This window comes from Mycolicibacterium brisbanense (assembly GCF_001570425.1).
GTDB classification, from domain to species: domain Bacteria; phylum Actinomycetota; class Actinomycetes; order Mycobacteriales; family Mycobacteriaceae; genus Mycobacterium; species Mycobacterium brisbanense.
In genome coordinates, this window is record NZ_BCSX01000021.1 from 413,469 (window position 1) to 440,158 (window position 26,690).

Sequence of the window (26,690 nt, forward strand, 5' to 3'; positions counted from 1 at the left end):
GGAGCTAGCCGTCTGACAGCGACCGCGCCGCCGCGACGTCATACTCCGCGACCGCCGCCGAAACCATTGCCGCCCTTTGATCATCGCTCTGGCCTTCACCCCGGAAGGTTTCGACCGCTGACTGCGACACCCACCTCTCGTAGATGTTGATGCGACCGGGGTCGATCAAATCGGCTGAGATGGCATAGTCCAGACACCCGTCCGCGCGACGGGCTTGCTCGACAACACCGGCACATCCCGCCAGATACGACTCCCGCTGTCCGGGTTCGACGACGATGTGCCCGGAAACGATGATCACGCGCGCACCTCTCCGCTGAAGTCCTGCATGCTCGGCATATCAGGTAGACAACGCAGACGCACCGAACTCATCGGTCACAGGTGCCGTTGGCCGCGCCACGTGAAACCACGATCCGCGACCGTCTGGTCAGAACAACCTTTTGGGCGACGCCGGCGGGGCGGTCTTCATCGTGGCGCCGGACATCCCGGCACCGATAGGCAATTCGATGCGGGCATTCTCGAGCAACCGCTCCAGTGCGGCCTCAACTTCGGCCTTCCACCCCAGGCCCTTGTCGAGTTCCAGCCGCAGCCGCGGGAAGTATGGGTGGGGCGCGATGACCGAGAAGCCGACATCGAGCAGGAAGTCGGATTCGATCATGCATTGGTCAACCGCGCAGTCCCCCAGCACCTCGACGACGGGAGCCAACTCGTCGGGTAGCGAGCTACAGTCGCCCAATTCGGTGACAGCCTGGGTGTAACCGAACGCTTCCAGCGCCCGAACACCGCGTCGCACAAGGTCGCTCACCACGGCAGCGAGGAGACTCGCCGGCAGACCTTCGGTGCCCGTGCCGGATTCGACCGCGACCGCGGTCAACAACACCGCATCCGCACTGACGGGCGCCGTGGGAAACAGCCGCGCCCGCGGCACCGCGCCGGGCGGTGCATAGAACGCATAGCCCAGACACGGTTCGTCGCCGGTGATCGGAGGTCCGAACTCACTGCCGTCATCGGGCGGTGACTCGACGGCGAGCTGGCCGCACGATCCCCACTCCAGCATGACCATGGACAGCCACGCTTCTTTCTCGAACTCGGGATCGCTGAGATGGTCATCGCCGCGAAGCGTCGACGGATCGACCTCCCAGAAGACGCACCGCCGCGCGTGCTTCGGCAGCTGCTCGAATCCCTCGAGCCGGAGCGGCGTGATACGTGCTGACACTAGACTCCCCGGGTTTCACACGATGCCGGTGTGCGCGGCGCACCCTCAAGGATAGGAGAGCTTGACGGCCACGGCGTAGTCCGCGACGAATCTTTCATCTTTCGCGGCCTTTCGAACGAATTCTGATGCAGCTCAATTGCTTTCCCGATCGCACCCATTCGCGCGGCCACGGCGTCGACACCATGTGTCACAGTGACGGAACGGCCGCGTGTGGTTGGTCGTCGAGTTTCAGTGCTGCTCGGTGCTCATGAGTTCGACAATCCGCTGCAAATCGTCGACCGACCCGAACTCCACGACGATCTTGCCCTTGCGTTTGCCGAGACTCACGGTGACGCGGGAGTCGAAGGTCGTCGACAGCCGGTCGGCAACATCCTGAAGGCCGGGCATCTGGATCGGCTTGCGGCGCGGCGCGGGAGGCGCGGCACCATCGCGGTTGGCGAGGGTGACGGCCTCTTCAGTGGCACGCACCGACAAGCCCTCGGCCACAATGCGCGCGGCGAGTTCCTCCTGCTTTTCCGGACCGCCCTCAAGCGCGAGCAGTGCGCGGGCATGACCGGCCGAGAGTACGCCGGCGGCCACCCGACGCTGCACGGCGATCGGCAGTCGCAGCAGGCGGATCATGTTGGAGATCAGCGGACGGGACCGCCCGATCCTGGCTGCCAGTTCATCGTGGGTGACGCCGAATTCATCGAGCAGCTGTTGGTAGGCCGCGGCCTCTTCCAACGGGTTGAGCTGTACGCGGTGGATGTTCTCCAGCAGCGCGTCGCGCAGCATGCTGTCGTCGGCGGTCTCGCGGACGATCGCGGGAATGGCCGGAAGCTCGGCGATCTGTGCCGCGCGCCAGCGCCGCTCCCCCATCACCAGCTGGTAGCGGGTTGCCCCGTCGGTTTGCACGGCGCGCACGACGATCGGCTGCATGAGGCCGAACTCGCGGATGGAGTGCACCAGCTCGTTGAGCGCTTCTTCGTCGAAGACCTGGCGGGGCTGGCGGGGGTTGGGATCGATGAGGGCGGGGTCGATCTCGCGGTACGTGGCGCCGACGCCATCGACCTCAGCCGGTGATGCTTCGGGCGACGGCGACGGCGACGAAGCCGGCGGCCCGAGCAGAACGTCGGCGGCCGTCGCGCCCATCCGGGGACTCAGATTGTCGGTGCCGTCGTCGGCCGGTCCGGTCGGAATCAGCGACGCCAGACCCCGCCCGAGTCCACTGCGCTTTTTCGCCTGCTGATTCATCATCGTCTCCTGCTCATCGCTGCCAACTTCCCGACTTCTCGCGTTGCCGCCCTATTGTGCGTTGGACGGCGCCCCTCGTTCCGCGATCTCGCGGCTCGCGTCGAGGTAGCTCAACGCTCCCCGCGAGCCCGGGTCATAGTCGAGGATCGTCATGCCGTAGCCCGGCGCTTCGGACACCTTGACGCTGCGCGGAATCACCGTCTTGAGAACCTTGTCGCCGAAGTGCTCTCGAACGTCCTCGGCGACCTGGTCCGCCAACTTGGTCCGGCCGTCGTACATGGTCAGTATCACCGTGGACACCGACAGTTCTGGATTCAGGTGCGCCTTGACCATTTCGATGTTGCGGAGCAACTGGCCCACACCTTCGAGCGCGTAGTACTCGCACTGGATGGGGATCAGCACCTCCGGGGCTGCGACCAACGCATTGATGGTCAGCAGGCCGAGCGACGGAGGGCAGTCGATGAACACGTAGTCGAAGTTGTGCTGCTTGAGCTCGGCGAGTGCGGACCGCAGTCGCCCCTCGCGAGCGACCATGCTGACGAGCTCGATCTCGGCGCCCGCCAGGTCGATAGTCGCGGGAATGCAGAAGAGGCGCTCATTGTGCGGACTCTGCTGCAGTGCCTCGTTGACAGGAATGTCGCCGATCAACACCTCGTACGACGACGGCGTGCCCGGGCGGTGTTCGATGCTGAGTGCAGTGCTGGCATTGCCCTGGGGATCGAGATCGATCACCAGGGTCCGCAGCCCCTGCCGCGCGAGCGCCGCTGCGACGTTGACGGCGGTCGTGGTCTTGCCGACGCCGCCCTTCTGATTGGCGATCGTGAAGACTCGCTGACGCGCGGGGCGTGGGAGCTGTCCGTGCGGGATGTGCAGCAGGCGGGTGGCCCGCTCGGCCTCGACCGCGATCGGGGTGTCCATGCTGGTGTCCGCTGCCCAATCGGAGCGGTCGGCGCCACCGAGTGTTTCACGTGAAACAACGGCGGCCTTGGCGGCCGCGGCCTTGTTCTGACCAGAACCCAACTTCATTTCCTGCCCGCTTTCCCCCGCGCTCCGCGCCGTGCGACGACGACGGTTGCGGGTGGGTTCAAATAGCTCGCGCCACATCTCACTACCCTGGCATCCACTGCACCGACCGACCTCATCACACGCCGATGCTCCTCGATCTCGAGTTCGGCGCGCTCGCCTTTGATGGCCAGCATGCGGCCATCTTGTCGCAGCAGCGGCATGCCCCACCGACTCAACTTGTCGAGCGAGGCAACTGCGCGGGACGTCACCACATCCATCTCCCCCACCTCGTCGCGGACGACCCGATCCTCGGCACGGCCACGAACTACCGCGACATCGAGATCAAGCTCGGCGATGACTTCGCGAAGAAACTCACTCCGGCGCAACAAGGGTTCGATGAGCGTGACCGTCACGTCCTGCCGAGCCAGAGCCAACGGTATCCCCGGCAATCCGGCTCCGCTACCGATATCGGCGACGCGCTCACCGGCTGTCACAAGCTCGCCTACCGCTGAGCTGTTCAGGACGTGGCGTTCCCAGAGACGATCGATTTCACGGGGACCGATCAAACCCCATTCGACACCTGCCCCGGCGAGGATGGCGGTGTATCGCTCCGCCAACTCCAGCCGGTCGCCGAATACCTCGGCGGCGACTTCCGGCGCCGCGGGAACCGGGCCATGTTTCACGTGAAACATCCTCCGCACTCCCGCGGCGACGGGCTACTACACACGAACTACACCGATGTAACTAACGAATCAGCCAAGCAATACAACGACGCGACGCGAAGGCTCCACACCCTCGCTCTCGCTGCGGACGCCTTCGACGGCCGCCACCGCGTCGTGCACGATCTTGCGTTCAAAGGGAGTCATGGGGGCCAGCTCTTCGCGCACCCCGGACTCCAGCACGCGGCGGGCCACCTTGTCGCCGAGCGCCGCCAGCTCATCGCGGCGCCGACGACGCCACCGGGCGATGTCGAGCATCAGCCGGCTGCGCTCGCCGGTCTTCTGATGAACAGCCAGCCGGGTCAGCTCCTGGAGCGCGTCGAGCACCTCGCCCTTGCGGCCGACCAGCTTGCTCAGATCCCCGCCCCCGTCGATGCTGACGACCGCGCGGTCACCTTCGACATCCAGATCGATGTCGCCGTCGAAGTCGAGCAGATCGAGCAGCTCCTCGAGATAGTCGCCGGCGATCTCGCCCTCGGCGACCAACCGCTCTTCCAGATCGTCCGCCGCTGTCGTCGCCTTCGAGGCCTCCGGCTCGACGCCGGCGTCGGTGGTCTGTGCGTCCGTCATGTCAGTCTCTCCCTACTACTCGCCAGCCGGAGCTGGTCAACGCTTCCGCTTCTTGGGGCGCGCGCCGGGCTTCGGGGTACGACCGGCGGTATCCCCCGATCCCTCCGCGGCGCTGCTGTCCCCGGTGCCCTCGGTCGATTCGGCAGACGCGCTGTCCGCTTCGTCCTGATCGCCAGGATTCGACGATGCCTTGCGCGGCCGGTTGGGCTTGGCCCCTGGCGCCGGCGCATTGGCCGCCCGCCTCTCCATGGCCTCGACCTTCTTGGCTTCCTCTTCCTTCTCGATCATGCCGAACACGTAGTGCTGCTGACCGAACGTCCAGATGTTGTTCGCGAACCAGTACAGGATGATCGCGAGCGGCAGGAACGGTCCGCCGGCCACGACGCCGAACGGGAACACGTAGAGCGCCAGCTTGTTCATCATCGCCGTCTGCGGGTTGGCAGCGGCCTCAGGGCTCTGCCGCGCAACCGACGCCCGGCTGTTGAAGTAGGTCGCGATGCCGGCGAGGATCATGATCGGCACGCCCACCGCGATCACCGAGATCCGGTTGAACTCTGTAAAGGCGTCCAGACCCGTCTTCTGGATCATGGTCGCGCCCAACGGCGCACCGAACAGGTTGGCGTCGAGGAAGTTCGCCACGTCGGTCGGGCTGAACACGTAGTTGCCGGTGGCCCGGTTCTCGGCGACGGTCATGTGCACCTGACCGAAGCCACCCTGGGTCCGGTTGAAGGATCGGAGCACGTGGAACAGTCCGAGGAAGACCGGCACCTGCGCCAGCATCGGCAGACAGCCGAGGATGGGGTTGAACCCGTGCTCGCGCTGCAGCTTCTGCATCTCCAGCGCCATGCGCTGGCGGTCCTTGCCGTACTTCTTCTGCAGCGCCTTGATCTGCGGTTGCAGCTCCTGCATCTGCCGCGTCGTGCGGATCTGCTTGACGAACGGCTTGTAGAGGATGGCGCGCAGGGTGAACACCAGGAACATCACCGACAGCGCCCAGGCGAAGAAGTTCTGCGGGCCGAGGATGAAGGCGAACGCCTTGTACCAAACCCACATGATCGCCGACACCGGGTAATAGATGATGTCGAGGCTGAAGAAGTTAAACATAGGACTCGTTTCTGCCATCTCCGACGGCATCAGCGTTGCGGCGCTCAGGTATCGGATCCCATCCTCCCCGATGCCACGGGCCACACTTCAGCAGCCGAACCGTGGCCAGCCAGCCACCGTAGAGAAGGCCGTACTCGGTGAGCGCGTCCACGGCGTACTGACTGCACGTCGGAGTGAATCGACACGTGGGCAGACGCAGTGGGGAGATCATGTGCCGATACAGCTGGATCAAGAAGATCACAGCGCGGGCTGCACCCGCCCCTGCTTGCCGAATCATGAAGCAGTTCCGTGCCGCGCCACCCGCTCGAGCGCGGCAGTGAGTTGCCGTTCCAAGCGTGACGAGAGCGCGTCCCGGCAACTCGGCCGAGCGCGGATCACCAGCCGGTCCGTGGGCTCGAGGCGGGGCAGCACTGTGCGGGCGGCGTGCCTGAGACGACGCGCCACCCGGTGACGTTCGACGGCGTTACCGACGGACTTGGAGACCACCAAACCGACACGTGGCCCACTGGGGTCCAGCTCGTCGCGCAACGCGTGAACCACCACATCGGGTTGTACTGCGCGCACGCCACGGCTGACGGTGACACTGAATTCCGCGGACCGCCTCATCCGGTTCTGAGCCGGAAGCACCGCGCTAGATCCTGCGTCGAATCACGCAGTGAGCGAGCGACGGCCCTTGCTACGACGGCTGGACACGATGGCGCGACCGGCACGGGTCCGCATACGCAGCCGGAACCCATGAACCCGCGCACGGCGACGGTTGTTCGGCTGGAAGGTCCGCTTGCCCTTGGCCACGGCAATCTCTCCTTGTTTCTATGTGGCGCCCGCGACTCGCCGACCCGAAGTGTGTCGGAGAGGACGCGACTGCCCCTAATAAGCTTGTGGTGCGTCGTGTTCTACTTACCGGCGCAGACTCCGGGCGGACCAGGATCGCAGCCGTATCGCCACGTGCGGGCGACTGCTCGAGGGTACTGACGAGTTTTCGCTGGGTCAAACCTGCGAGCAAGCGGTCGGCCCCAATGTTGCAGAACGGTTGGCACGTCGAACGAAAACTGTTAGCTTCTGCCCATACCGTTCGTAGCCGGCCCGCACCGGGACTGGCCCAGACAGGAACCGAGGACGTCACCCAGCCGCCACATCCCACACTATGTGAGCCACGGCTGCGACATCCTCCGCACAAGTCAACAGAAACGACGACGACTGTCCTTTTTCCACAACCTGTGGATAAATATGTGGACAGTTCGTCTTCGTTCTATTGGTCGTCCGTGGCTGGACCTCCAGGACAGTAAAGGGGGTAACCGTCGATGACCGCTGACCCCGACCCACCCTTCGTCTCCATCTGGAACGACGTCGTCGCCGAACTCAATGGCGACACCACCCCTCAGCAAAGAGCCTGGCTGAAGCTCGTACAGCCGTTGGTCATCACTGAGGGGTTTGCTCTGCTGTCGGTGCCCACGCCGTTCGTCCAGAACGAAATCGAGCGTCACCTGCGGGAACCCATCGTCTCGGCGCTCAGCCGGCGACTCGGCCAACGCGTCGAGCTCGGCGTCCGCATCGCCACACCGAGCCCGTCGGACGACGCCGACCTTTCCGACAGCCACCTCGAGCCCGCGCCGCCGGACATCGACGAGGTCGACGACGACCGCGCGGCCCGCGTGAACGTCGAGGAGAGCTGGCCGACCTACTTCAGCAACCCGCAGCCGAGCGCGGCCCCGCCCGACGCCAACGCGGTCAACCTGAACCGGCGCTACACGTTCGACACCTTCGTCATCGGGGCGTCCAACCGGTTCGCCCATGCCGCGACCCTCGCCATCGCCGAGGCCCCCGCGCGGGCGTACAACCCGTTGTTCATCTGGGGTGAGTCCGGGCTGGGCAAGACCCACCTGCTGCACGCGGCCGGCAACTATGCCCAGCGTCTCTTCCCCGGCATGCGCGTGAAATACGTGTCCACCGAGGAATTCACCAACGATTTCATCAACTCCCTGCGCGATGACCGCAAGGCGTCGTTCAAACGCAGTTACCGCGACATCGACATCCTGCTGGTCGACGACATCCAGTTCATCGAGGGCAAGGAAGGTATCCAGGAAGAGTTCTTCCATACCTTCAACACGCTGCACAACGCGAACAAGCAGATCGTCATCTCCTCCGACCGGCCGCCCAAACAGCTCGCCACGCTCGAGGATCGGCTCCGCACCCGCTTCGAGTGGGGCCTGATCACCGACGTCCAGCCGCCCGAGCTGGAAACCCGAATCGCGATTCTGCGCAAGAAAGCTCAGATGGATCGGCTCGACGTGCCCGGCGATGTGCTCGAACTCATCGCCAGCAGCATCGAACGCAACATCCGCGAGCTCGAGGGTGCCCTGATCCGCGTGACGGCGTTCGCCTCGCTGAACAAGACGCGCATCGACAAGTCACTGGCCGAGGTGGTCCTGCGTGACCTCATCGCCGACGCGACCACCATGCAGATCAGCACAGCGGCCATCATGGCGGCCACAGCGGAGTACTTCGAGACCACCGTGGAGGAATTGCGCGGGCCCGGCAAGACGCGGGCGCTGGCGCAGTCCCGGCAGATCGCCATGTACCTGTGCCGTGAACTCACGGACCTCTCCCTGCCCAAGATCGGGCAGGCCTTCGGACGCGATCACACGACGGTGATGTACGCCGAGAAGAAGATCCGCGGTGAGATGGCCGAGCGACGCGAGGTTTTCGACCACGTGAAGGAACTCACCACCCGGATCCGCCAGCGCGCCAAGCGCTGACGCCCAGCTGCGCAACCCTCCCCCGACGCCCGCGGGGTCTTTGTGGCGTCAAATGGTGTCTCACATCGTGGTCACGCCTGCTCAGGATGCGACCGATTTGCAGAACAACTTTTGTCACAGCTGCGTCAGCGGTCACAGTCGCACGCCCAAAATCCCTGTGCACAGCACTGTGCACAACCTGCGGGCGAATCACAGGATTATCGGGGGAACAATCCACACGGCTCGAGTTCTCCACAGCCGCCCGGAACCCCGCACCCCGCTGTCCACAGCCGACGCACACCGCGACACACCGACGGTGCTGGGCTTACACCGCTTCATCCCCAGATTCCACAGTCCCTATTACTGTTACTCAAATATCTACTCATAATTCTTCTTAGAAGAAGCCTGTTGGGGACATCTCGGCTCGAGCCCCGCCTCGCATCCCCGGTGTCCTTCGAGGTCACCCCGATCGATTAGCTTTCAAGTTCATGCGGAAAGCTCTACGGTGGTTCTTCGACGACGGTTTCTCCAGCGTGCTCGCGTGGCATGATGCTGCGCAGCATCGATGAGAAACCGCTGGTAGAGCTCATTGTGGGGATTATTCGAAGGGGCGCATAAGACGTGTCGACGACGACGGCTGGGCTGACCGACTTGAAGTTTCGCGTGGTACGCGAGGACTTCGCGGATGCGGTGGCCTGGGTGGCCCGTAACCTGCCGAGCCGGCCCACCATCCCGGTACTGGCCGGTGTGCTTCTCACGGGCACCGATGACGGGCTGACCATCTCTGGCTTCGACTACGAAGTCTCCGCAGAGGTGCGGGTTGCAGCTGAAATCGCTTCTCCCGGAAGCGTTTTGGTGTCCGGTCGGCTGCTCTCGGACATCACCAAGGCCCTGCCGGGCAAGCCGGTGGACATCAGCGTGGAAGGCACCCGCGTCGCGCTGACCTGCGGAAGTGCCCGGTTCTCGCTGCCCACCCTGGCGGTGGAGGATTACCCGGCTCTGCCCGCCCTGCCGGACGAGACCGGGGTTGTCGCCGCCGACCTGTTCGCCGAGGCCATCGGCCAGGTCGCCGTCGCGGCCGGACGGGATGACACGCTGCCGATGCTGACCGGCATCCGCGTCGAAATCTCCGGGGAATCAGTGGTTTTGGCCGCGACGGACCGGTTCCGGTTGGCAGTTCGGGAGCTCACCTGGGTGGCTACCGCCGCTGACGTCGAGGCTGCGGTACTGGTGCCGGCGAAGACGCTGGCCGAGGCGGCGAAAGCCGGCACCGACGGCACCGAAGTTCACCTGTCCCTCGGGTCGGGTCCGTCGGTCGGCAAGGACGGTCTGCTGGGTATCCGCAGCAATGGCAAGCGCAGCACCACGCGTCTGCTGGACGCGGAATTCCCCAAGTTCCGCCAGCTGCTGCCCACCGAACACACCGCGGTGGCCACCATCGGCGTCGCGGAGCTGACCGAGGCCATCAAGCGTGTCGCTCTGGTCGCCGATCGCGGCGCGCAGATCCGCATGGAATTCGCCGAGGACGTCCTGCGGCTGTCGGCCGGAGCGGACGATGTCGGCCGGGCCGAGGAAGATCTCCCGGTCTCATTCGCGGGTGAGCCGCTCACCATCGCGTTCAACCCGACGTATCTGACCGACGGGTTGGGCTCGTTGCGCTCCGAACGCGTGACATTCGGTTTCACGACACCCAGCCGTCCCGCAGTGTTGCGGCCGGCGGGCGACGATGATGGGACCGGTGGAGGTGGGCCGTTCCCGGCCGCACACACCGATTACGTGTACTTGTTGATGCCGGTGCGCCTTCCTGGCTGACCGGCCCGGCGAAAGAGGAACCCACATGCAACTGGGGCTGATCGGCCTGGGCAAGATGGGCTACAACATGCGTGAGCGCCTCCGCAAGGGCGGTCACGAGGTCATCGGCTACGATCCTCGCCCCGAGGTCAGCGATGTGGCCAGCCTCGCGGACCTGGCAGCGGCGCTCACCGCGCCTCGAGTGGTCTGGGTGATGGTGCCGTCGGGAACCATCACCGATCAGACCATCGTGTCGCTGGCCGATGTGCTCAGCCCGGGTGACCTGGTGATCGACGGCGGCAACTCCCGTTACACCGAGGATGGCCCGCACGCAAAACTGTTGGGCGAGAAGGGTATTGCTTACATCGACGCGGGTGTGTCCGGTGGCGTGTGGGGCCTGACCGAGGGCTACGGCCTGATGGTCGGCGGTAGCGACGAGGACGTGGCCAGGGCCATGCCGATCTTCGACACCCTGCGCCCGGCCGGTGAACTCGCCGACGGATTCGTACATGCCGGGCCGGTGGGTGCCGGGCATTACGCCAAGATGGTGCACAACGGCATCGAATACGGCTTGATGCACGCCTACGCCGAGGGTTATGAGTTGCTGGCGGCCGAGGACCTCATCAAGAGCCCGCAGGCGGTGATCCAGGCCTGGACCAACGGCACCGTGGTGCGGTCGTGGCTGCAAGAACTGTTGGCCAAGGCGCTCAAGGAAGATCCCGGTTTCGACGAGATCACCGGCTACACAGAGGATTCGGGCGAAGGACGGTGGACTGTCGAAGAGGCGATCCACCACCGCGTACCGATGCCGGTGATCGCCGCGTCGCTGTTCGCGCGGTTCGCCTCGAGGCAAGAGGACTCCCCCACCATGAAAGCGGTGGCGGCGCTGCGTAACCAGTTCGGTGGACACGCCGTACAGAGGATCAGCGAGTCCGGGTGATCCTGCCCGACGGGGCGCACGTGGCGCGCAGGAGTGCGGGCGAAGTGGCACGGGAGGTATGGCCGTGTATGCCCGCCATCTGACGCTGACCGATTTCCGATCGTGGGCGCACGCCGACGTGGACCTCGAGCCCGGCCGGACCGTATTCGTGGGTCCCAACGGGTTCGGAAAGACGAATCTGGTTGAAGCCCTGTGGTATTCGGCGACGCTCGGATCCCACCGGGTGGCCACCGACGCACCGTTGATCCGGGCCGGTGCCGAGCGTGCCGTGGTCTCGACCATCGTCGTCAACGATGGCCGCGAGCTCGCCGTGGACCTCGAGATCACCACGGGCCGGGCCAACAAGGCCCGGCTCAACCGGTCCCCGGTCCGCAGCCCGCGTGAGGTGCTCGGGGTGTTGCGCGCGGTGCTGTTCAGCCCGGAGGATCTCGCGCTGGTCCGTGGCGATCCCGGAGAACGACGTCGTTACCTCGACGAACTCGCGACCACCTGTCGCCCGGCGATCGCGGGCGTGCGCGCCGACTACGACAAGGTGGTGCGCCAGCGCACCGCGTTGCTGAAAACCGCTGCGGGAGCCCGCTATCGGGGCGACAGCAGCGTTCTGAGCACCCTCGAGGTGTGGGACGGTCACCTGGCCGCGCACGGTGCGGCGCTGATCGCGGCCCGCATCAAACTCGTCGAGCAACTGCACCCGGAAGTGCAGAAGGCCTACCAGCTGCTGGCTCCCGCGTCGCGGCCTGCCGCCATCCGCTACCGCAGTTCGGTCGAGGCGATCGAGAACGCGCCCGGTCCGGAATCGGTGGAGTTCTACGAGGCCGCACTGCTCGACGCGCTGGCCCGCCGGCGCGACGCCGAACTCGAGCGCGGCGTGTGCCTGGTCGGTCCGCACCGCGACGATCTCGAGTTGCGGCTCGGTGACCAGCCTGCGAAAGGCTTTGCCAGCCATGGTGAATCGTGGTCGATGGCGTTGGCATTGCGGCTCGGGGCCTACGAACTGCTGCGCGCCGACGGTGCGGAGCCGGTACTGCTGCTCGACGATGTGTTCGCCGAGTTGGATGTGTCGCGGCGGCGCGCGCTCGCCGGAGTGGCCGCCACTGCCGAGCAGGTGCTCGTCACGGCCGCGGTCGGTGAGGACATCCCCGACGACTGGGATGCCCGCCGTGTCGAGATTCGGATGATCGATGGTGAAAACGGACGAATTTCGGTGGTGCAGCAGTGACTGACGACGACACGCCCGAAGAAGCAACCCCGTTCCCGCCAGAACATCTGGCCGGCCTGCGGGGCATGGACCTGGTGCGGCGCACGCTCGAGGAGGCCCGCGGAGCAGCCCGCAGCCAGGGCAAGGATGTCGGCCGAGGCCGTGCGGCGCCGGTGCGTCGCGTGGCCGGTGGTGCCAGGTCGCGCCGGAGCTGGTCGGGCCCAGGGCCGGACCGCCGCGACCCTCAGCTGCTGGGGGTCGCGTCACAGGATCTCGCCAAGTCGCGGGGCTGGTCGACGCGAGTGTCCGAGGGTGCGGTGTTCGGCCGCTGGCGTGCGGTGGTCGGGGACCAGATCGCCGACCATGCCAACCCCACCGGGCTCAACGACGGCGTCTTGACGGTGTCGGCGGAGTCGACGGCGTGGGCGACGCAGCTGCGGATGGTGCAGGCCCAGTTGCTGGCCAAGATCGCCGCCGCGGTCGGTGACGGTGTGGTGAAGTCGTTGAAGATCGTCGGGCCCGTCGGTCCGTCGTGGCGGAAAGGCCCACGCAGCGTTCCTGGCCGCGGGCCGCGTGACACCTATGGCTGAGGGCTCACGGCGGGTTCCGCTGAGAGCGCCGAGGCGGTGCGCGACCGCCGCCGGGGGCGTCCTCACGCACCCGATGCCGTGAAATTCAGCGCACGGCGCATATAGCTAGGTGAAAACGTCGCCGTAGGATCGGTGCTGGCGTCGGATGACGGTAGACTGTTCGAGGATCTGAGGCGGTGCATCCACCGCCTCCCGTGAACCCCAAGGAGACGCGTCCGACGTGGCTGCCCAAGATCAGTACGGTGCCGATTCGATCAAGGTGCTCGAGGGCCTCGAAGCGGTCCGCAAACGGCCCGGTATGTATATCGGTTCCACCGGTGAGCGCGGTCTGCACCACCTGGTGTGGGAAGTCGTGGACAACGCGGTCGACGAGGCGATGGCCGGCTTCGCAACCAAGGTTGACGTGCGCATTCTCGAGGACGGCGGGGTCCAGGTCACCGACGACGGCCGTGGTATCCCCGTCGCGATGCACGCCACGGGCGTCCCGACCGTCGACGTCGTGATGACCGTGCTGCACGCGGGCGGAAAGTTCGAAGAGGGCGCCTATCAGGTGTCCGGTGGTCTGCACGGCGTGGGCGTCTCGGTGGTCAACGCCCTGTCGACCCGGTTGGAAGCCGACATTCGGCGCGACGGCTTCGAGTGGTTCCAGACCTACGAGAATTCGGTGCCCGGAACGCTCAAGCAGGGTGAAAAAACCAAGCAGACCGGAACCACCATCCGCTTCTGGGCGGATCCCGATGTGTTCGAGACCACCGACTACGACTTCGAGACCATCGCCCGGCGCCTGCAGGAAATGGCATTCCTCAACAAGGGCCTGACCATCGAACTCACCGATGAGCGGGTCACCCCCGAGCAGGTCGTCGACGAGGTCGTTTCCGATACGGCCGCTGCTCCCAAGACCGCCGACGAGAAGGCGGCAGAGGCAGCCGCCCCGCACAAGGTCAAGCACCGCACCTTCCACTACCCCGGTGGCCTGGTGGACTTCGTCAAGCACATCAACCGGACCAAGACCGCCATCCAGCCCAGCGTCATCGACTTCGACGGCAAGGGTGAGGGTCACGAGGTCGAGATCGCGATGCAGTGGAACGCCGGCTATTCCGAATCGGTGCACACCTTCGCCAACACCATCAACACCCACGAGGGCGGTACCCACGAAGAGGGATTCCGCTCGGCGTTGACCAGCGTGGTGAACAAGTACGCCAAGGACAAGAAGCTCCTCAAGGACAAGGATCCGAACCTCACCGGTGACGACATCCGCGAAGGGTTGGCCGCGGTGATCTCGGTGAAGGTCGCCCAGCCGCAGTTCGAAGGCCAGACCAAGACCAAGCTCGGCAACACCGAGGTCAAGTCGTTCGTGCAGAAAATCTGTAACGAGCAGCTGACGCACTGGTTCGAGGCCAATCCCGCTGAGGCGAAAACTGTTGTGAACAAAGCGGTTTCGTCGGCTCAGGCCCGGATCGCCGCGCGCAAGGCGCGTGAGCTGGTCCGGCGCAAGAGCGCCACCGACATCGGCGGGCTGCCCGGCAAGCTGGCCGACTGCCGCTCCACCGATCCGAGCAAGTCGGAACTGTATGTGGTGGAGGGCGATTCAGCAGGCGGTTCGGCAAAGAGCGGCCGTGACTCGATGTTCCAGGCGATCCTGCCGTTGCGCGGAAAGATCATCAATGTCGAAAAGGCCCGCATCGACCGGGTTTTGAAGAACACCGAAGTCCAGGCCATCATCACCGCGCTGGGCACGGGCATCCACGACGAATTCGACATCTCCAAGCTGCGGTACCACAAGATCGTGCTGATGGCCGACGCCGACGTGGACGGCCAGCACATCTCGACGCTGCTGCTGACGCTGCTGTTCCGGTTCATGAAGCCGCTGGTGGAAAACGGGCACATCTTCCTGGCCCAGCCCCCGCTGTACAAACTGAAGTGGCAGCGCCAAGAACCCGAGTTCGCCTACTCGGACCGCGAGCGCGACGGTCTGCTCGAGGCGGGTCTGGCAGCGGGCAAGAAGATCAACAAGGACGACGGCATCCAGCGCTACAAGGGTCTTGGTGAGATGGACGCCAAGGAACTGTGGGAGACCACCATGGATCCGAGCGTGCGGGTTTTGCGTCAGGTGACCCTCGACGACGCGGCAGCGGCCGACGAACTCTTCTCGATCCTCATGGGCGAGGATGTCGAGGCCCGGCGCAGCTTCATCACCCGTAACGCCAAGGACGTCCGCTTCCTCGACGTGTAAGTCAGAACCGACACCAGATGACCGGCGACGTTTTCCCAGGAGTCACAGCCTGGTGCGCTAGGTTCGATCCCAGTGGATAGCTGCCGCGAGGAGGACCACCATGGCGTACCCGGGCCAACCAATGGGCATCGGCGATCCGATAACCGTCCAGCCGGTAGCACGTGACCTGACGGCCCCGGGCGTTCTGGGCGTCACCGCGTTGGCGGTCATCGGTTTCGGCATGCAGGCGGGTCCGGTGTACACCGGCAGGAGTGCCGACGTGCTGGCTGCACAGCCGATCGCCACCTGGTCCGGTGCGGGTGGGCTTGCCCTGCTTCTGGCCGGCTTGCTGGCGATCCCCGGCACCAAGGTGCCCGCGCACCACTACCGCATCATCGCCGCGGTGCTGTCGGCCTTCGGGTTCCTGGCGGTCGTGATGGGCCTGGTGATAGGGCTGCTGAATCCACCGCCGGAGACCGTGGTCGGTTGGGCGCTCTACGTCATCGTCGTGCTGGCCCTGGCGCAGACCGTGGTGGCGGTCCTCGCGGTGCGGGCCACCAAGACACTGCCCGACCAACCGGCACATCCGGATCCCGGCCCGCACGAACAACACCCACCGGCGCACCGCGATTTCGGTGAGGTGACAACGCGATTCGGCGTCGGCAGCCCGTCGCCACGGAGCATGTCCTACGGACAGGGCTATCAGACCGGACAGAACGCGCCGCAGCAGTCCCAGCCGTCGCAGCAGCATGCGCCGCAACAAGGACCGCCACCCGGGTACCGCGACCACCCGGACTTCGTCCCGCCCGCATCCCCCGCCGGAAGCGGAGCCCAACCTGCGCGGCAGGGCCCGTCGCACGAATCTCCCGGCGGCTGGGGACAGACCATGCCGGTGCAGCCGGATCGAGGGCAGAGCGGTGGTGCCGGACCGGATCCGAGCCGCAACTACCCGCGCGGCGGCGAGGGTCGGCTACCTGGTCTGTAAGGAGCGCCCGATATACCGGAGCTCGTCGGCCGTCGCGACCATCGCGACCACCGTCGAGGTCGAGCGGGTTCGCACGACGACGCGGTCCGAGCCGTCCTGCAGTTCGTCGAGCAAGACGTCCGTTCCAGCAGGCAGAGTCGTCGCAGGTGCCGTCGGCGGCGCGATCACCATCGCGGTCACGCCGCTGCGGACGCCGGATTCGATGACACCGTCGAACACCGCGAGCGTGTAGTTCCGGTCCGCCCCGGCCTGCAGCGATCCCCGGTTGAAATCGGTGACCCACAGCAGCCGGTCGTCGTCGACATTGCCCACCATGTCGCGCCACTGTCCGGAGCGATTGGTGCGCACCAGGATTCGCGCGCCCAACGCCAGCGCCCGCAGCACCACCTGCTGTGCCAGGTGCAATGAACCACGGATCTCGACACGGCCGATCCGGGGCCCGAACACCGGAAGGGCGACCGCGCGGCCCGCGTGATCGGCGCCGATCACCTGACCACAACCCGCAGCCGGGACGTGCAGGCCGATGAAGTCGGCGCTCGAGCCGGCGAAGCTCCACGGCGTGATGTCACGTTCCGGCCGGGGCATCGGCAGGCTGGACATGAGCGCAAGAAACTGCCGTCCGGGCAGCGGGGTCAGCGCCGAAATACCGCTACCGGCAATCGGCCCGAACGAATCGAACCGCACGGTTCCGGTGACGCCCACCCGCTCGGCCGAGACGTTGCGCAGCGAGATCGCCAGCGTGGTGGCGTAGCTGGGCACGGTCCACAGTTCGCCGAGCGCCTGTGTCGTCAACATGTCACGGGACAGCCCGAAGCTGGTCATCCGGAAATTGCCGTCCGAGCAGTACTGCCAATCCTCGTGCAGATTCGCGAGGTTCGCGCCACCGCACAGTTGACTCACCGCCTGGCCGACCTCGGCAGCTGTGAGCACTCGAGCACGGAGACCGCATTCGGTCAGCCGGTTCGCGACGCGGCGGGTGGCCACCGCCGCGGTGCGCAAAATCCCGGATTGACCGCCACCGCGCAGTCCCACCGCCTGCGGGCATCGGGTCGGATCGAACCGGATGACCACCCACACCGAGCGATGTGCGATCGCGGGTAGCGGCCCGAGCACCGCGTCATAGACATGCGCGACCTGGGTGTGGCCCTGTGAACGCGAACCGTGACTGATCACGTCGACCGCATCAAGTTCGACATCGAACTGCCGCAGGCATTCCGCCACGACGTCCAACCGGACCACGTCCCCGGAGACAGTCGCCCCCGGCTCGAGGACTGTCAGATCCTCGGGGTCGTCCTCGATACCGATGACGGTGATGGCAGTCCGCCCGTCCCAGCGGAATCCGTACGCGATGTCGTCGTCGCCGGGGCAGTCGAATGCTTCCGGAACATCGACATAGGTCGATCGGTGGCCACGGCCCCGGCGATACTCCCACCGGGCCGTCGCCGCCTGCACCAAGCCGGTACCGTGCCGGCGCACCGTCAGCAACAACATCACCAGTACACACACACCGACGCATGCCCACCACGGGACCCAGAAGTACGCCGCGACACCGAGAGCCAGCACGATTTCCAGCAGCATCAGCTCTTTCAGCGGCAGGATGCGATGCGGAAGGATCCGCGTCGATGTGGCAAAAGAGCTCGGCGGCAGGTGGTTTGACGTCTTCTGACGGGATGACGCAACGGTTGCGGCCACAGTGACGAGTCCTGTCTTCAGGGTCGGGAAGCACCGTGAGAAGTAGTTGAGCCCAGTGTAAAGTCGGCTCCGGTCGCCGATCCGACGGGGGGAACGCGAGTGCCGGCGCAAATCACCACCAGAGCGCAGGTAAACGGGTACCGCTTTCTGTTGCGACGGCTCGAGCATGCGCTGATCCGCGGTGATTCCCGGATGATCCATGATCCGATGCGGGGCCAAACCCGTTCTCTTCTGGTCGGTTTGGTTATCGCGATGGTCATCGTCGGCGGGTGCGGTGTGCTGGCATTTTTAAAACCCGCGCCGGCTGTCGGCAACGCGCACATCCTGCTCAGTAAATCGAACGGCGCCATGTTCGTCCGCATGGGTGACCGCGCATATCCGGTGCTCAATCTGGCGTCGGCGCGCCTCATCACCGGTAGCAGTGAGTCGCCCGTGGTGGTCGATGACAAGAAACTCGCTGCGCTCGACCGTGGTCCGGTAGTGGGCATCGTCGGTGCACCCCTGGCGATCGCACCAGGTGTCGATCCGGTGAACTCCACTTGGACTGTTTGTGACACAACGGAATTCCCGGCGGCGGTACAGGGCATCGGCAGCCGGGTGGTGCGCACGACGGTCCTCGCGGGTCCCACCGCATTGAGCGGCGATACGCATGCCGCGGCCGCGTCGGAGGTCGTGCTGGTGCGCGCCGACAACAAGCACTACCTGCTCTTCGACGGTGTGCGGGCGCCCATCGACGTCACCGACCCGGTGCTGATGAACGCGCTGCACCTCACCACCGCCGAAGTGCGCGACGTATCCGTCGGACTACTCAACGCTTTTCCGTTGGTAGCGCCCATAACTGCGATCACCGTGCCTGATGCGGGCGCGCCGGCGCCTGCACCCCTGCCCGACACCGTGCACGTCGGTTCGATCGTGAAAACTTCGGATACTGCGGGTGAACAGTTGTACGTCGTGCTATCCGACGGTGTACAGCCCGTCAGCGCAGCGACCGCAGACATCATCCGGTACGGTGACCGCTCCGCGCAGCTGGATCCCGAAAGCCTCTCCCCCGCAGTGCTTACCGCTGTGCCCAAGGTCAAGCGACTCGCCGTCGACCACTACCCGACCGTTGTCCCGACAGTGGCCGGCGTGCGCGCTGATCCGGTGGTGTGCTTCACCTGGCGACGCAGCACCACCGACACGACGGCCGCGACCCAGCTGATCGTGGGCCGCAGGCTGCCCGTAGCGCAGGACGCCGCGACGGTGCCGCTGGCCGGTGCGGATGGCAACGGCCCGGCGCTTGATGCCGTGTACTTCAAGCCGGGCACCGGTGAGTACGTGCGCGCGGTGGGCATGCAGCCCACCGCCGAAGCCATGGGGCAACTGTTCTACATCGCCGATACCGGCCAGCGGTTCCACATCAAGGACGCGGCCGCGGCGTCGGCACTCGGCGTGCACGGTTCGGATGGCCCCGACGGAGTACAGGGCGCCACACCACAATTGGCGCCGTGGTCGGTGATCTCGTTGTTGCCGGCCGGCCCGGAACTGTCTCGCGACGGGGCCCTGATCGCTCACGACGGTATGCCGGCCGACGCGGCGGGCAGTGCCGTCGCAGTGCCGTCGTCTTGAGGCTCAGAGCCGCAACTCCCGCACATGCGAGTACAAGCCCACGATCCAGAAGCACAGCGGAAACACCATCGCGATCGCCAGGTACTCGAGCAGTTCCACCCAGCGTCGCATGACCGGCGAGAATTCCAGCCGCGGCGCGATGATTCCGCACAGCACGGACAGCGATGCCAATGCCATTGCGGCGAAGCCGCTCTGGATCTGCCAGTTGGGCACGTGCGCCGCGGTCTTGACGATCAGCAACACGGCGATGCCCAGCCCGGAGGCGATCAGGGTGGCGGATTGGACGAGGTCATGGTGGGTGCGACCGCGCAGGCACAACGCCGTCGCCACCGCCACCGCGAATACGGTGCTCTGCCAGGAGAATCCGTCGGCGGTATCGAGTGCCAGGTAGCACCCGAAGGCGGCCGTCAGCCCGGCGCTGATGAGAATTCCGGTGAGATAGTCGTTGGCGAGCCTGACCCGCTCGAGCAGATGCTCTTCGGTGGGAATCGTCTGTAAACCCACCGCCCCGACGCCCTCGACGGTGATGCCCCCGTGGGTTTCGATGTCGTCCAGTGGTTCTCCGGCCGTCGGGACGCGCGGCAGTGGCAACCGGGCCAGCAGTATGGTGACTCGCGGCGCGAGATAGAACGCCACCACCGCGACCGTGGCCACCGCGGCGCCGAGCACGCGGGCCTGCGGGTGCCATACGTTGGCCACCACCGAGATGAGCCCGCCGAGCGCCGCCAGGGCGATCACGAAGCTGTGAAACACGTGACCGGTCCGACAGATCTGCAGGGCCAGCTGCGCGGCCAGGGCGATCACCGCGAACGCCATCGGAAGTGCCGGAACGGCAAAACCATTGGGAACAATGCACAACGATCCGATGAACAACAATGGAATTGCGATGAGCGGCAACGCGATCGACGGCACCTGCGCATCCGTACGACGAAACGCCACGCAACCTACGGCGACGAACATCAACCCGACACCCAAAGTTACCGCGGCGGCACCCGGGCCCAGGCCCAGCCGGGGCAGCAGGCAAGCCCACACCACCGCTGCGGAAAACGCAATACCGAACGCCGACAACGGTGTTCGGTGCGTCGACAGCCACCGCAGCGCGGCAGGCGAAGACTCGTCGTATCCGACATCGTCGAACAACATCGGCGCCGGCACCGTCGACGTGCCGCGGACGACCAGAACGTCGCCGTCGTACACATCAGCCGAGGCCAAGGAGTGTTCCGGGTCGATCAACGCGCCGCCGAGGGGGGCCAGACTCCACCGGTCGGCGGCCACGTCGAACCGTGTGTCACCGGTGCCGCGCGCCGATAGTTCGCCCGATGCGATGCCCAGCAGATCGCCTATGTAGCTGGCGATTTCGATGTCACCGGGCAGTCCCACGTCGAGTCTCAAACTACCGACCAGAACCGTAACCCGGAGCAGACCGGAGTGCTCGGCGCCCGGCGGAAACTCCAGATCCGCCGGCGGCAGCGGAAGTGGGGACGGTGAGGTCATCAGAGGCGACCCATTCTTCGCGCGGTCAGTATGGTGATGTCTGGAAACTAGCAGCTGCAGAATTTGGCTTGGCAGCAGGGGACGTTGGTGGGGACACAGGGTTTCGTTCGTCGTGCGCGCGTCGCCGCGCCGCGGATGCCGGGTGGCGAGGTCAACCTTCAGGCGCCGCCCGAGGTACCGCGCGTCATACCGGGCAATGTGCTGATGCGGCTGTTGCCCGTGGTCATGGTCATCGCGGTGGTCGGCATGATCGCGTTGATGTTCACCGTTGGCGGCCGCAGCATGGCCACCAACCCGATGATGATGATGTTCCCGATGATGATGGTGCTGTCCATGGTCGGGATGTTCATGGGCGGCGGCGGGCGCTCGGGCAAGGCCGCGGCAGAACTCAACGAGGAGCGCAAGGATTATTTCCGGTATCTGGCGAATCTGCGCGACGATGCCGAGCGGACTGCCGACGAACAGCGGCGGGCGCTCGAATGGAGCCACCCGGATCCCCGCTCACTGCCGGAGGTCGTCGGCACCAGGCGCATGTGGGAGCGGCGCCCGGCCGACAGCGACTTCTGCCATGTTCGGCTCGGCATCGGCACCCACCGGCTGGCGACCCGGCTGCTGGCACCCGAGACGGGCCCCGCAGAGGACCTCGAGCCGGTGTCCACAGTGGCACTGCGCCGCTTCGTCCGGACGCATTCGGTGGCACATGCCATGCCGACGGCGGTCTCGCTGCGGGCGTTCCCGGTCGTGGACTTCGACGGGGAGCTGGGACTCACGCGCCAACTGGTCCGGTCGATGCTGTTGGAACTGGCCGCATTCCACGGACCGGAGCACGTGATGATCGCTGTGGTGACCGCCAATCCGGACGGCGAGAACTGGCAGTGGATGAAGTGGTTGCCACACACCCAGCACGCCACCGCGACCGACGGACTCGGCACGTGCCGCATGCTGTTCTCCTCGCTGCGCGAGCTCGAGCACGTGTTGGCGCCCGAATTGGCCCAACGCGGCAGGTTCAGCCGCACCATGCCGTTGAACCAGGGCACCAAACATCTCGTGGTGGTGCTCGACGACGGCTACGTCGCAGGCGATGAGCGGCTGGCCACCGAGGCGGGCATGGAGAACACCACCCTGCTGGACCTCAACGCGCCCGCTCAGCAGATCTCGGCCAAGGGCGGCTTGCACCTCGTGGTCGAGCCGGAGTGGATTGCCGCTCGTACCGCGGCCGATGTCGAACGGTTCGCAACCCCCGACCGTTTGACCGTCGCCGAAGCGGAGGCCGTCGCGCGGGGTATCGGTCGGTACCGACCGGCCAACGCCGCCCACATCGTCAGCCTGGAGTCGGAGAACCGGGCCACCGACCCGGGCCTGATGACGCTGCTCAACATTCCCGACGCGGCCGACATCGTGCCGGAAGAGGTATGGCGGAAACGTTCGCCCCGGGAGCGGCTGCGGGTACCGATCGGGTACACGCCCAACGGGCAGCCGCTGGAACTCGACATCAAGGAGTCCGCCGAGGGCGGCATGGGGCCGCACGGCCTGTGCATCGGTGCTACCGGGTCGGGAAAGTCTGAGTTCCTGCGCACCCTGGTGCTGGCGATGATCACGTCGCACTCACCCGAGGTGCTCAACCTCGTGCTTGTCGACTTCAAAGGTGGCGCAACGTTTCTCGGATTGGACGCGGCACCGCACGTCGCGGCCGTGATCACCAACCTCGAGGACGAGCTGACCATGGTCGACCGGATGCAGGACGCCCTGGCAGGCGAGATGAACCGCCGCCAGGAGCTGCTGCGTGCGGCGGGCAACTTCCCCAATGTCACCGAGTACGAGCGGGCCCGCGCCAACGGGGCTGACCTGGATCCGCTGCCTGCGCTGTTCATCGTGGTCGACGAGTTCTCCGAGCTGCTGTCCCAAAAACCCGATTTCGCGGAGCTGTTCGTGATGATCGGCCGGCTGGGCCGGTCCCTGCACATCCACCTGCTGCTGGCCTCGCAACGCCTCGAGGAGGGCAAGCTGCGCGGGCTGGATTCGCATCTCTCCTATCGCATCGGCCTCAAGACGTTCTCGGCGGGCGAATCCCGCAGTGTCCTCGGCGTACCGGACGCCTACCATCTGCCCAGCGTGCCCGGTTCGGCGTTTCTCAAGTTCGACGCCGACGAGCCGACACGCTTCAACACCTGTTATGTGTCAGGCGAATACGTCAAGCCGCGGGCGGTAGCGCACCGCCCGCGCGTCGGGCAGGGCCAGCGCCCCCGGCTGTTCACCGCGGCACCGGTAGCCGCTGACCCGCAACCACTGGTCACCGAACTCGAGCCCCTCGACGACGGCGAACAGCAGGCACCGGTCAAGGCGACCCTGCTCGATGTCGTCGTCGGCCGGCTCACCGGGCGCGGCAGCCCGGCGCACGAAGTATGGTTGCCGCCGCTGGATGAGAGCCCGGCGATCAACGAGCTGCTGCCCAGCGCTGACTGGAACTCGCCACTGAATGTCAACGGCCGGTTGAGCATGCCACTGGGCATCATCGACCGGCCCTACGATCAGCGCCGCGACGTCCTCACGGTCGACCTGTCCGGGGCCGAGGGCAACTTCGTGGTGGTGGGTGGCCCACAGTCCGGGAAGTCGACGACTCTGCGCACCCTGATCATGGCCGCCGCGGCGACTCACACCCCCGAGCAGTTGCAGTTCTACTGCCTGGATTTCGGTGGCGGGACCCTGGCCGGCCTGTCCCGGCTGCCGCACGTGGGTTCGGTTGCCGGCCGCCTCGACGCCGACCGGATCCGCCGCACCGTGGCTGAGATGACCAGTCTGCTTCGCCGGCGGGAGGCCCTGTTCCGCGAGGCAAATATCGAGTCGATGCGTGAATATCGCAGGCGCAAAGCGGCTTTGGCTGACGTGCCGGCGGCCGAGGCCGCGCGTGACCCGGTGGCGGCCGATCCGTTCGGCGACGTGGTCCTGGTGGTCGACGGCTGGAGTTCGATTCGCAGCGACTTCGAATTCCTGGAACCGCAGTTGCAGTCGCTGGCGGTGCAGGGTCTCTCGTACGGCATCCACCTCGCGGTATCGGCGACCCGCTGGATGGAGATCCGGCCCGCGGTCAAGGACATGCTCGGCACCCGCGTGGAGCTGCGGCTCGGCGACCCCGTCGACAGTGAAATGGGCCGTAAAGTAGCCGAATTGGTGCCGATCGGGGTACCGGGCCGAGGTGTCTCGCGAGACAAGCTGCATCTGCTCATCGGTCTGCCCCGACTGGACTCGAGCTCGGCGGTCGACGATCTGCCCGACGGCGTGGCCCGTGCGGCGGATGCGATCGCGGCGCACTACGGCGACCGGTCGGCACCACAGGTGCGGATGTTGCCGCATGACCTCGAGCGTGCGCCGGTGGTCCGGGCGGCCGCGCAGCGCGGTCTGCTCGGACACGGTCGCGTCGCGATCGGTATCGACGAAGCCGAGTTGGCGCCCGTGGTGGTCGATTTCGAGGCGCAGCCGCACTTCGTCGCCCTCGCCGACGTGCAGTCCGGTAAGACCAACTTCCTGCGCACGGTCGCACAGGGTGTGCTGGAGAACAGTTCGCCCGAACAGGCCAAGATCTATCTGGTCGACTACCGCCGGTCGTTGCTCGGCGCTGTGGAGACCGAGCACCTCGCGGGCTACGCGACCTCCGCACAGTCGTGTGGAGAACTCATGATGAGCATCGCCGAGATACTGCAGCAGCGGCTGCCACCGGCGGACATCACCCAGCAGCAGTTGCGGGACCGGTCGTGGTGGTCAGGACCGGATCTCTACGTCTTGATCGACGACTACGATCTCGTCGCCGTCAGCACCATGAACCATTCCCTGGCGCCGATCGCCGAATTCCTCACCCAGGCCCGCGATATCGGCTTGCGGGTGGTGGTGACCAGGCGCAGCGGCGGGGCCGGGCGCGCCATCTTCGATCCCTTCCTGGGCAGGCTCAAAGACCTGTCCTGCAACGCGCTCATCATGAGTGGTTCGCGTGAGGAGGGCACGTTGTTCGGCGGGGTCAAGCCGACCGACATGCCGCCCGGACGCGGCTACCTGGTCTCACGGACCATGCCCGGCGGCGTCATTCAGTTGTCCCGGATGGCCGACCTGTGACCACACCGCGGAACCGGCCGACCGGCGTCGACGAACTCACGCCGATCCGTATGGTGTCGCCGGTGCCCGAGCACCTCCGCGTCGCAGTGTTGGGCGGGGGCACCCAGCTCGACATCAGCTTGCCGGCCGATGTCAAGATCGCCGATGTCGCAACGTATCTAGCGCGGCTGATCGCCGAGCGCGAACGCACGGACGACGAACCGGCCGCGGCGGGCCCTGAGCTGACGTCGCGTACCGTGCTGCATACCGCGGCCGGGGCGCCGCTGCCGGCCGATGTCACCCTGCGGGACGCCGGGGTCCGGCACGGAGACATGCTGTACCTGACCGCACAGCGGACGTTGCACCCGCCTGCGCTGTACGACGATGTGGTCGACGCCGCCGCGCAACTCAATCGGGCCGCATCGGCGGCATGGGGACCGGCGTCGGCGGCCGTGATGGCGATGGTCGCCCTCTATGCCTGCGTCGGGATTCTGGTGTGGATGGCGGTCGATCCGCGGTTCGCCGAGCGGTACGCCGTCATCGTCGGGCTGGATGTGGCCGGCGCACTGGCCCTGGTGGCGGCCGCGACGGTGGCCTGCCGGATCTACCGCCGGGACCATATCGCGGCCGGTTTCGGTTGGGCGGCAATGCTGCTCGCCTTCGGTGCGCTGCGGGCCGGTTTGGCCGGCGCCGGCGGCTGGGGTCTGGTGGCGAGCTGTGCGGCCATGATGGCACTGAACTACGGCTGTTACCGGTTGATCGGCACGGGGCGGTGGGGGTTCCTCGCCGGTGGAGGCTTCGCGGCGCTGGCAGGCACGGCATGGGCGCTACGTAGCGGATTTGGCGTCCCGGACCGGCAACTCGGGGTGGCGGTGTGCCTGGCAGCGCTGGTCTTGGCCTTCGCGGTGCCCTGGCTCACCCGCGGTTGGGACCGATTCGTGGTGCGCGCCACCGCAGATGGTTCGGCGCGGACCGATGCGTTCGCCGACCCCTTCAACACCGAGCGCAGCGGGGCGAACCGCGAGCTCGCCGACACCGTGCCCAGCGCCGAAGAGGTGATGCGGCGCGGGCATGAGGCGGCCGCGGTGCGGTGCGGGTTGTACACGGCAGCGGGGGCCACACTGGCGCTGGGCGCGGAGATGCTGGCGCATTCGTCGACAAGCGTGGTGGCACTGGTCTTTACGATGCTGTGCGGCACTGTGCTTGCGCTGCAGCTCCGCACGGCGCGCAGCGCCGCCGAGCAAGCCGCGCTGCTCACCTTCGGTGTCGCGGTCGTGTTGCGGACAGTCGTGGCGGCGGCCTTCGGACCGTTGCCTGTGGCGATCCTCGGCCTGGTCGCGTTGGGGACGCTTCTCGCCGGCGGTGCGGTGACCGGCGTGCTGCCGACGAGACCCGGTCTCCGGCGCCGGCGAGAACTGCTGTTGGACTATCTCGGCTACGTCGCGGTGGGTGCGCTCATCCCGGTGGCGCTGGCCGTGGTCGGCTTGTACGACGCAGTGCCGGGTCGGTAGCAGTGCG

The 26,690-nt window shown here is 66.2% G+C and carries 22 protein-coding genes; 10 read left to right on the plus strand and 12 right to left on the minus strand.

Features of this window, described 5'->3' with window-relative positions; genetic code table 11:
• Positions 1–4: 4 nt before the first annotated feature.
• From RMCB_RS11740 to rpmH, 10 genes are all read right to left on the minus strand, one after another.
• Positions 5–298 carry a putative quinol monooxygenase gene (locus RMCB_RS11740; protein ID WP_062828888.1) on the minus strand — a complete coding sequence of 98 codons (294 nt, stop codon included), beginning with the start codon at positions 296–298 and terminating at the stop codon, positions 5–7.
• Between the two features lie 126 nt (positions 299–424).
• Complete coding sequence (locus RMCB_RS11745) at positions 425–1,213, minus strand: hypothetical protein (RefSeq protein ID WP_029371084.1); 789 nt, start codon at positions 1,211–1,213, stop codon at positions 425–427.
• 228 nt (positions 1,214–1,441) lie between these two features.
• Positions 1,442–2,446, minus strand: coding sequence for a ParB/RepB/Spo0J family partition protein (locus tag RMCB_RS11750; protein WP_062828939.1), 1,005 nt, complete (start codon positions 2,444–2,446; stop codon positions 1,442–1,444).
• A gap of 51 nt (positions 2,447–2,497) precedes the next feature.
• Positions 2,498–3,466 (minus strand): ParA family protein, encoded by a 969-nt coding sequence (locus RMCB_RS11755; protein WP_109784257.1) that lies wholly within the window; start codon positions 3,464–3,466, stop codon positions 2,498–2,500.
• Between the two features lie 2 nt (positions 3,467–3,468).
• On the minus strand, positions 3,469–4,143 hold the full coding sequence (gene rsmG / locus RMCB_RS11760; protein WP_029371087.1) for a 16S rRNA (guanine(527)-N(7))-methyltransferase RsmG: 675 nt from the start codon (positions 4,141–4,143) through the stop codon (positions 3,469–3,471).
• A 60-nt stretch (positions 4,144–4,203) separates the two neighbouring features.
• On the minus strand, positions 4,204–4,740 hold the full coding sequence (locus tag RMCB_RS11765) for a Jag family protein (RefSeq protein WP_029371088.1): 537 nt from the start codon (positions 4,738–4,740) through the stop codon (positions 4,204–4,206).
• A gap of 36 nt (positions 4,741–4,776) precedes the next feature.
• A complete protein-coding gene (yidC, locus tag RMCB_RS11770) occupies positions 4,777–5,844 on the minus strand; it encodes a membrane protein insertase YidC (RefSeq protein WP_029371089.1) in 1,068 nt (355 codons plus the stop codon).
• Entirely contained in the window at positions 5,837–6,121 is a 285-nt protein-coding gene (yidD, locus tag RMCB_RS11775) for a membrane protein insertion efficiency factor YidD (protein WP_072278451.1), read from the minus strand. Before yidD ends, yidC begins: the two co-directional genes overlap by 8 nt.
• Complete coding sequence (rnpA, locus tag RMCB_RS11780; RefSeq protein ID WP_029371090.1) at positions 6,118–6,471, minus strand: ribonuclease P protein component; 354 nt, start codon at positions 6,469–6,471, stop codon at positions 6,118–6,120. Before rnpA ends, yidD begins: the two co-directional genes overlap by 4 nt.
• Before the next feature lie 21 nt (positions 6,472–6,492).
• Positions 6,493–6,636 carry a 50S ribosomal protein L34 gene (rpmH, locus tag RMCB_RS11785; protein WP_070355130.1) on the minus strand — a complete coding sequence of 48 codons (144 nt, stop codon included), beginning with the start codon at positions 6,634–6,636 and terminating at the stop codon, positions 6,493–6,495.
• A gap of 509 nt (positions 6,637–7,145) precedes the next feature.
• Here rpmH and dnaA point away from each other — a divergent pair.
• From dnaA to RMCB_RS11820, 7 genes are all read left to right on the plus strand, one after another.
• Positions 7,146–8,600 carry a chromosomal replication initiator protein DnaA gene (dnaA, locus tag RMCB_RS11790; RefSeq protein WP_029371091.1) on the plus strand — a complete coding sequence of 485 codons (1,455 nt, stop codon included), beginning with the start codon at positions 7,146–7,148 and terminating at the stop codon, positions 8,598–8,600.
• Between the two features lie 600 nt (positions 8,601–9,200).
• Positions 9,201–10,391 carry a DNA polymerase III subunit beta gene (gene dnaN / locus RMCB_RS11795; protein WP_029371092.1) on the plus strand — a complete coding sequence of 397 codons (1,191 nt, stop codon included), beginning with the start codon at positions 9,201–9,203 and terminating at the stop codon, positions 10,389–10,391.
• On the plus strand, positions 10,384–11,310 hold the full coding sequence (gnd, locus tag RMCB_RS11800; protein WP_264028888.1) for a phosphogluconate dehydrogenase (NAD(+)-dependent, decarboxylating): 927 nt from the start codon (positions 10,384–10,386) through the stop codon (positions 11,308–11,310). Before dnaN ends, gnd begins: the two co-directional genes overlap by 8 nt.
• A gap of 64 nt (positions 11,311–11,374) precedes the next feature.
• Positions 11,375–12,529 carry a DNA replication/repair protein RecF gene (gene recF, locus RMCB_RS11805; RefSeq protein WP_062828940.1) on the plus strand — a complete coding sequence of 385 codons (1,155 nt, stop codon included), beginning with the start codon at positions 11,375–11,377 and terminating at the stop codon, positions 12,527–12,529.
• Positions 12,526–13,098 carry a DUF721 family protein gene (locus tag RMCB_RS11810; protein WP_029371095.1) on the plus strand — a complete coding sequence of 191 codons (573 nt, stop codon included), beginning with the start codon at positions 12,526–12,528 and terminating at the stop codon, positions 13,096–13,098. Before recF ends, RMCB_RS11810 begins: the two co-directional genes overlap by 4 nt.
• A gap of 220 nt (positions 13,099–13,318) precedes the next feature.
• Positions 13,319–15,331: a DNA topoisomerase (ATP-hydrolyzing) subunit B gene (gene gyrB, locus RMCB_RS11815; protein ID WP_029371096.1), complete on the plus strand. Its 2,013-nt coding sequence runs from the start codon at positions 13,319–13,321 to the stop codon at positions 15,329–15,331.
• 100 nt (positions 15,332–15,431) lie between these two features.
• Entirely contained in the window at positions 15,432–16,295 is an 864-nt protein-coding gene (locus RMCB_RS11820) for a DUF5336 domain-containing protein (RefSeq protein ID WP_062828890.1), read from the plus strand.
• On the opposite strand, the gene eccE is transcribed toward RMCB_RS11820, so the two are convergent.
• Positions 16,281–17,987 carry a type VII secretion protein EccE gene (gene eccE, locus RMCB_RS11825; RefSeq protein ID WP_234792074.1) on the minus strand — a complete coding sequence of 569 codons (1,707 nt, stop codon included), beginning with the start codon at positions 17,985–17,987 and terminating at the stop codon, positions 16,281–16,283. The genes RMCB_RS11820 and eccE overlap by 15 nt on opposite strands.
• Before the next feature lie 99 nt (positions 17,988–18,086).
• On the opposite strand from eccE, the gene eccB reads away from it, so the two are divergent.
• The gene (eccB, locus tag RMCB_RS11830; RefSeq protein WP_062828892.1) at positions 18,087–19,595 is read left to right on the plus strand and encodes a type VII secretion protein EccB; all 1,509 of its coding nucleotides are present in this window, start codon (positions 18,087–18,089) and stop codon (positions 19,593–19,595) included.
• Positions 19,596–19,598: 3 nt separating this feature from the next.
• Here eccB and eccD (RMCB_RS11835) read toward each other — a convergent pair whose 3' ends face one another.
• The gene (eccD, locus tag RMCB_RS11835) at positions 19,599–21,089 is read right to left on the minus strand and encodes a type VII secretion integral membrane protein EccD (RefSeq protein WP_062828893.1); all 1,491 of its coding nucleotides are present in this window, start codon (positions 21,087–21,089) and stop codon (positions 19,599–19,601) included.
• An 87-nt stretch (positions 21,090–21,176) separates the two neighbouring features.
• On the opposite strand from eccD (RMCB_RS11835), the gene eccCa reads away from it, so the two are divergent.
• Positions 21,177–25,193 (plus strand): type VII secretion protein EccCa, encoded by a 4,017-nt coding sequence (gene eccCa / locus RMCB_RS11840; RefSeq protein WP_062828894.1) that lies wholly within the window; start codon positions 21,177–21,179, stop codon positions 25,191–25,193.
• On the plus strand, positions 25,190–26,683 hold the full coding sequence (gene eccD / locus RMCB_RS11845; protein ID WP_062828895.1) for a type VII secretion integral membrane protein EccD: 1,494 nt from the start codon (positions 25,190–25,192) through the stop codon (positions 26,681–26,683). The genes eccCa and eccD (RMCB_RS11845) overlap by 4 nt, the downstream gene beginning before the upstream one ends.
• The last annotated feature ends 7 nt before the right edge of the window (positions 26,684–26,690 follow it).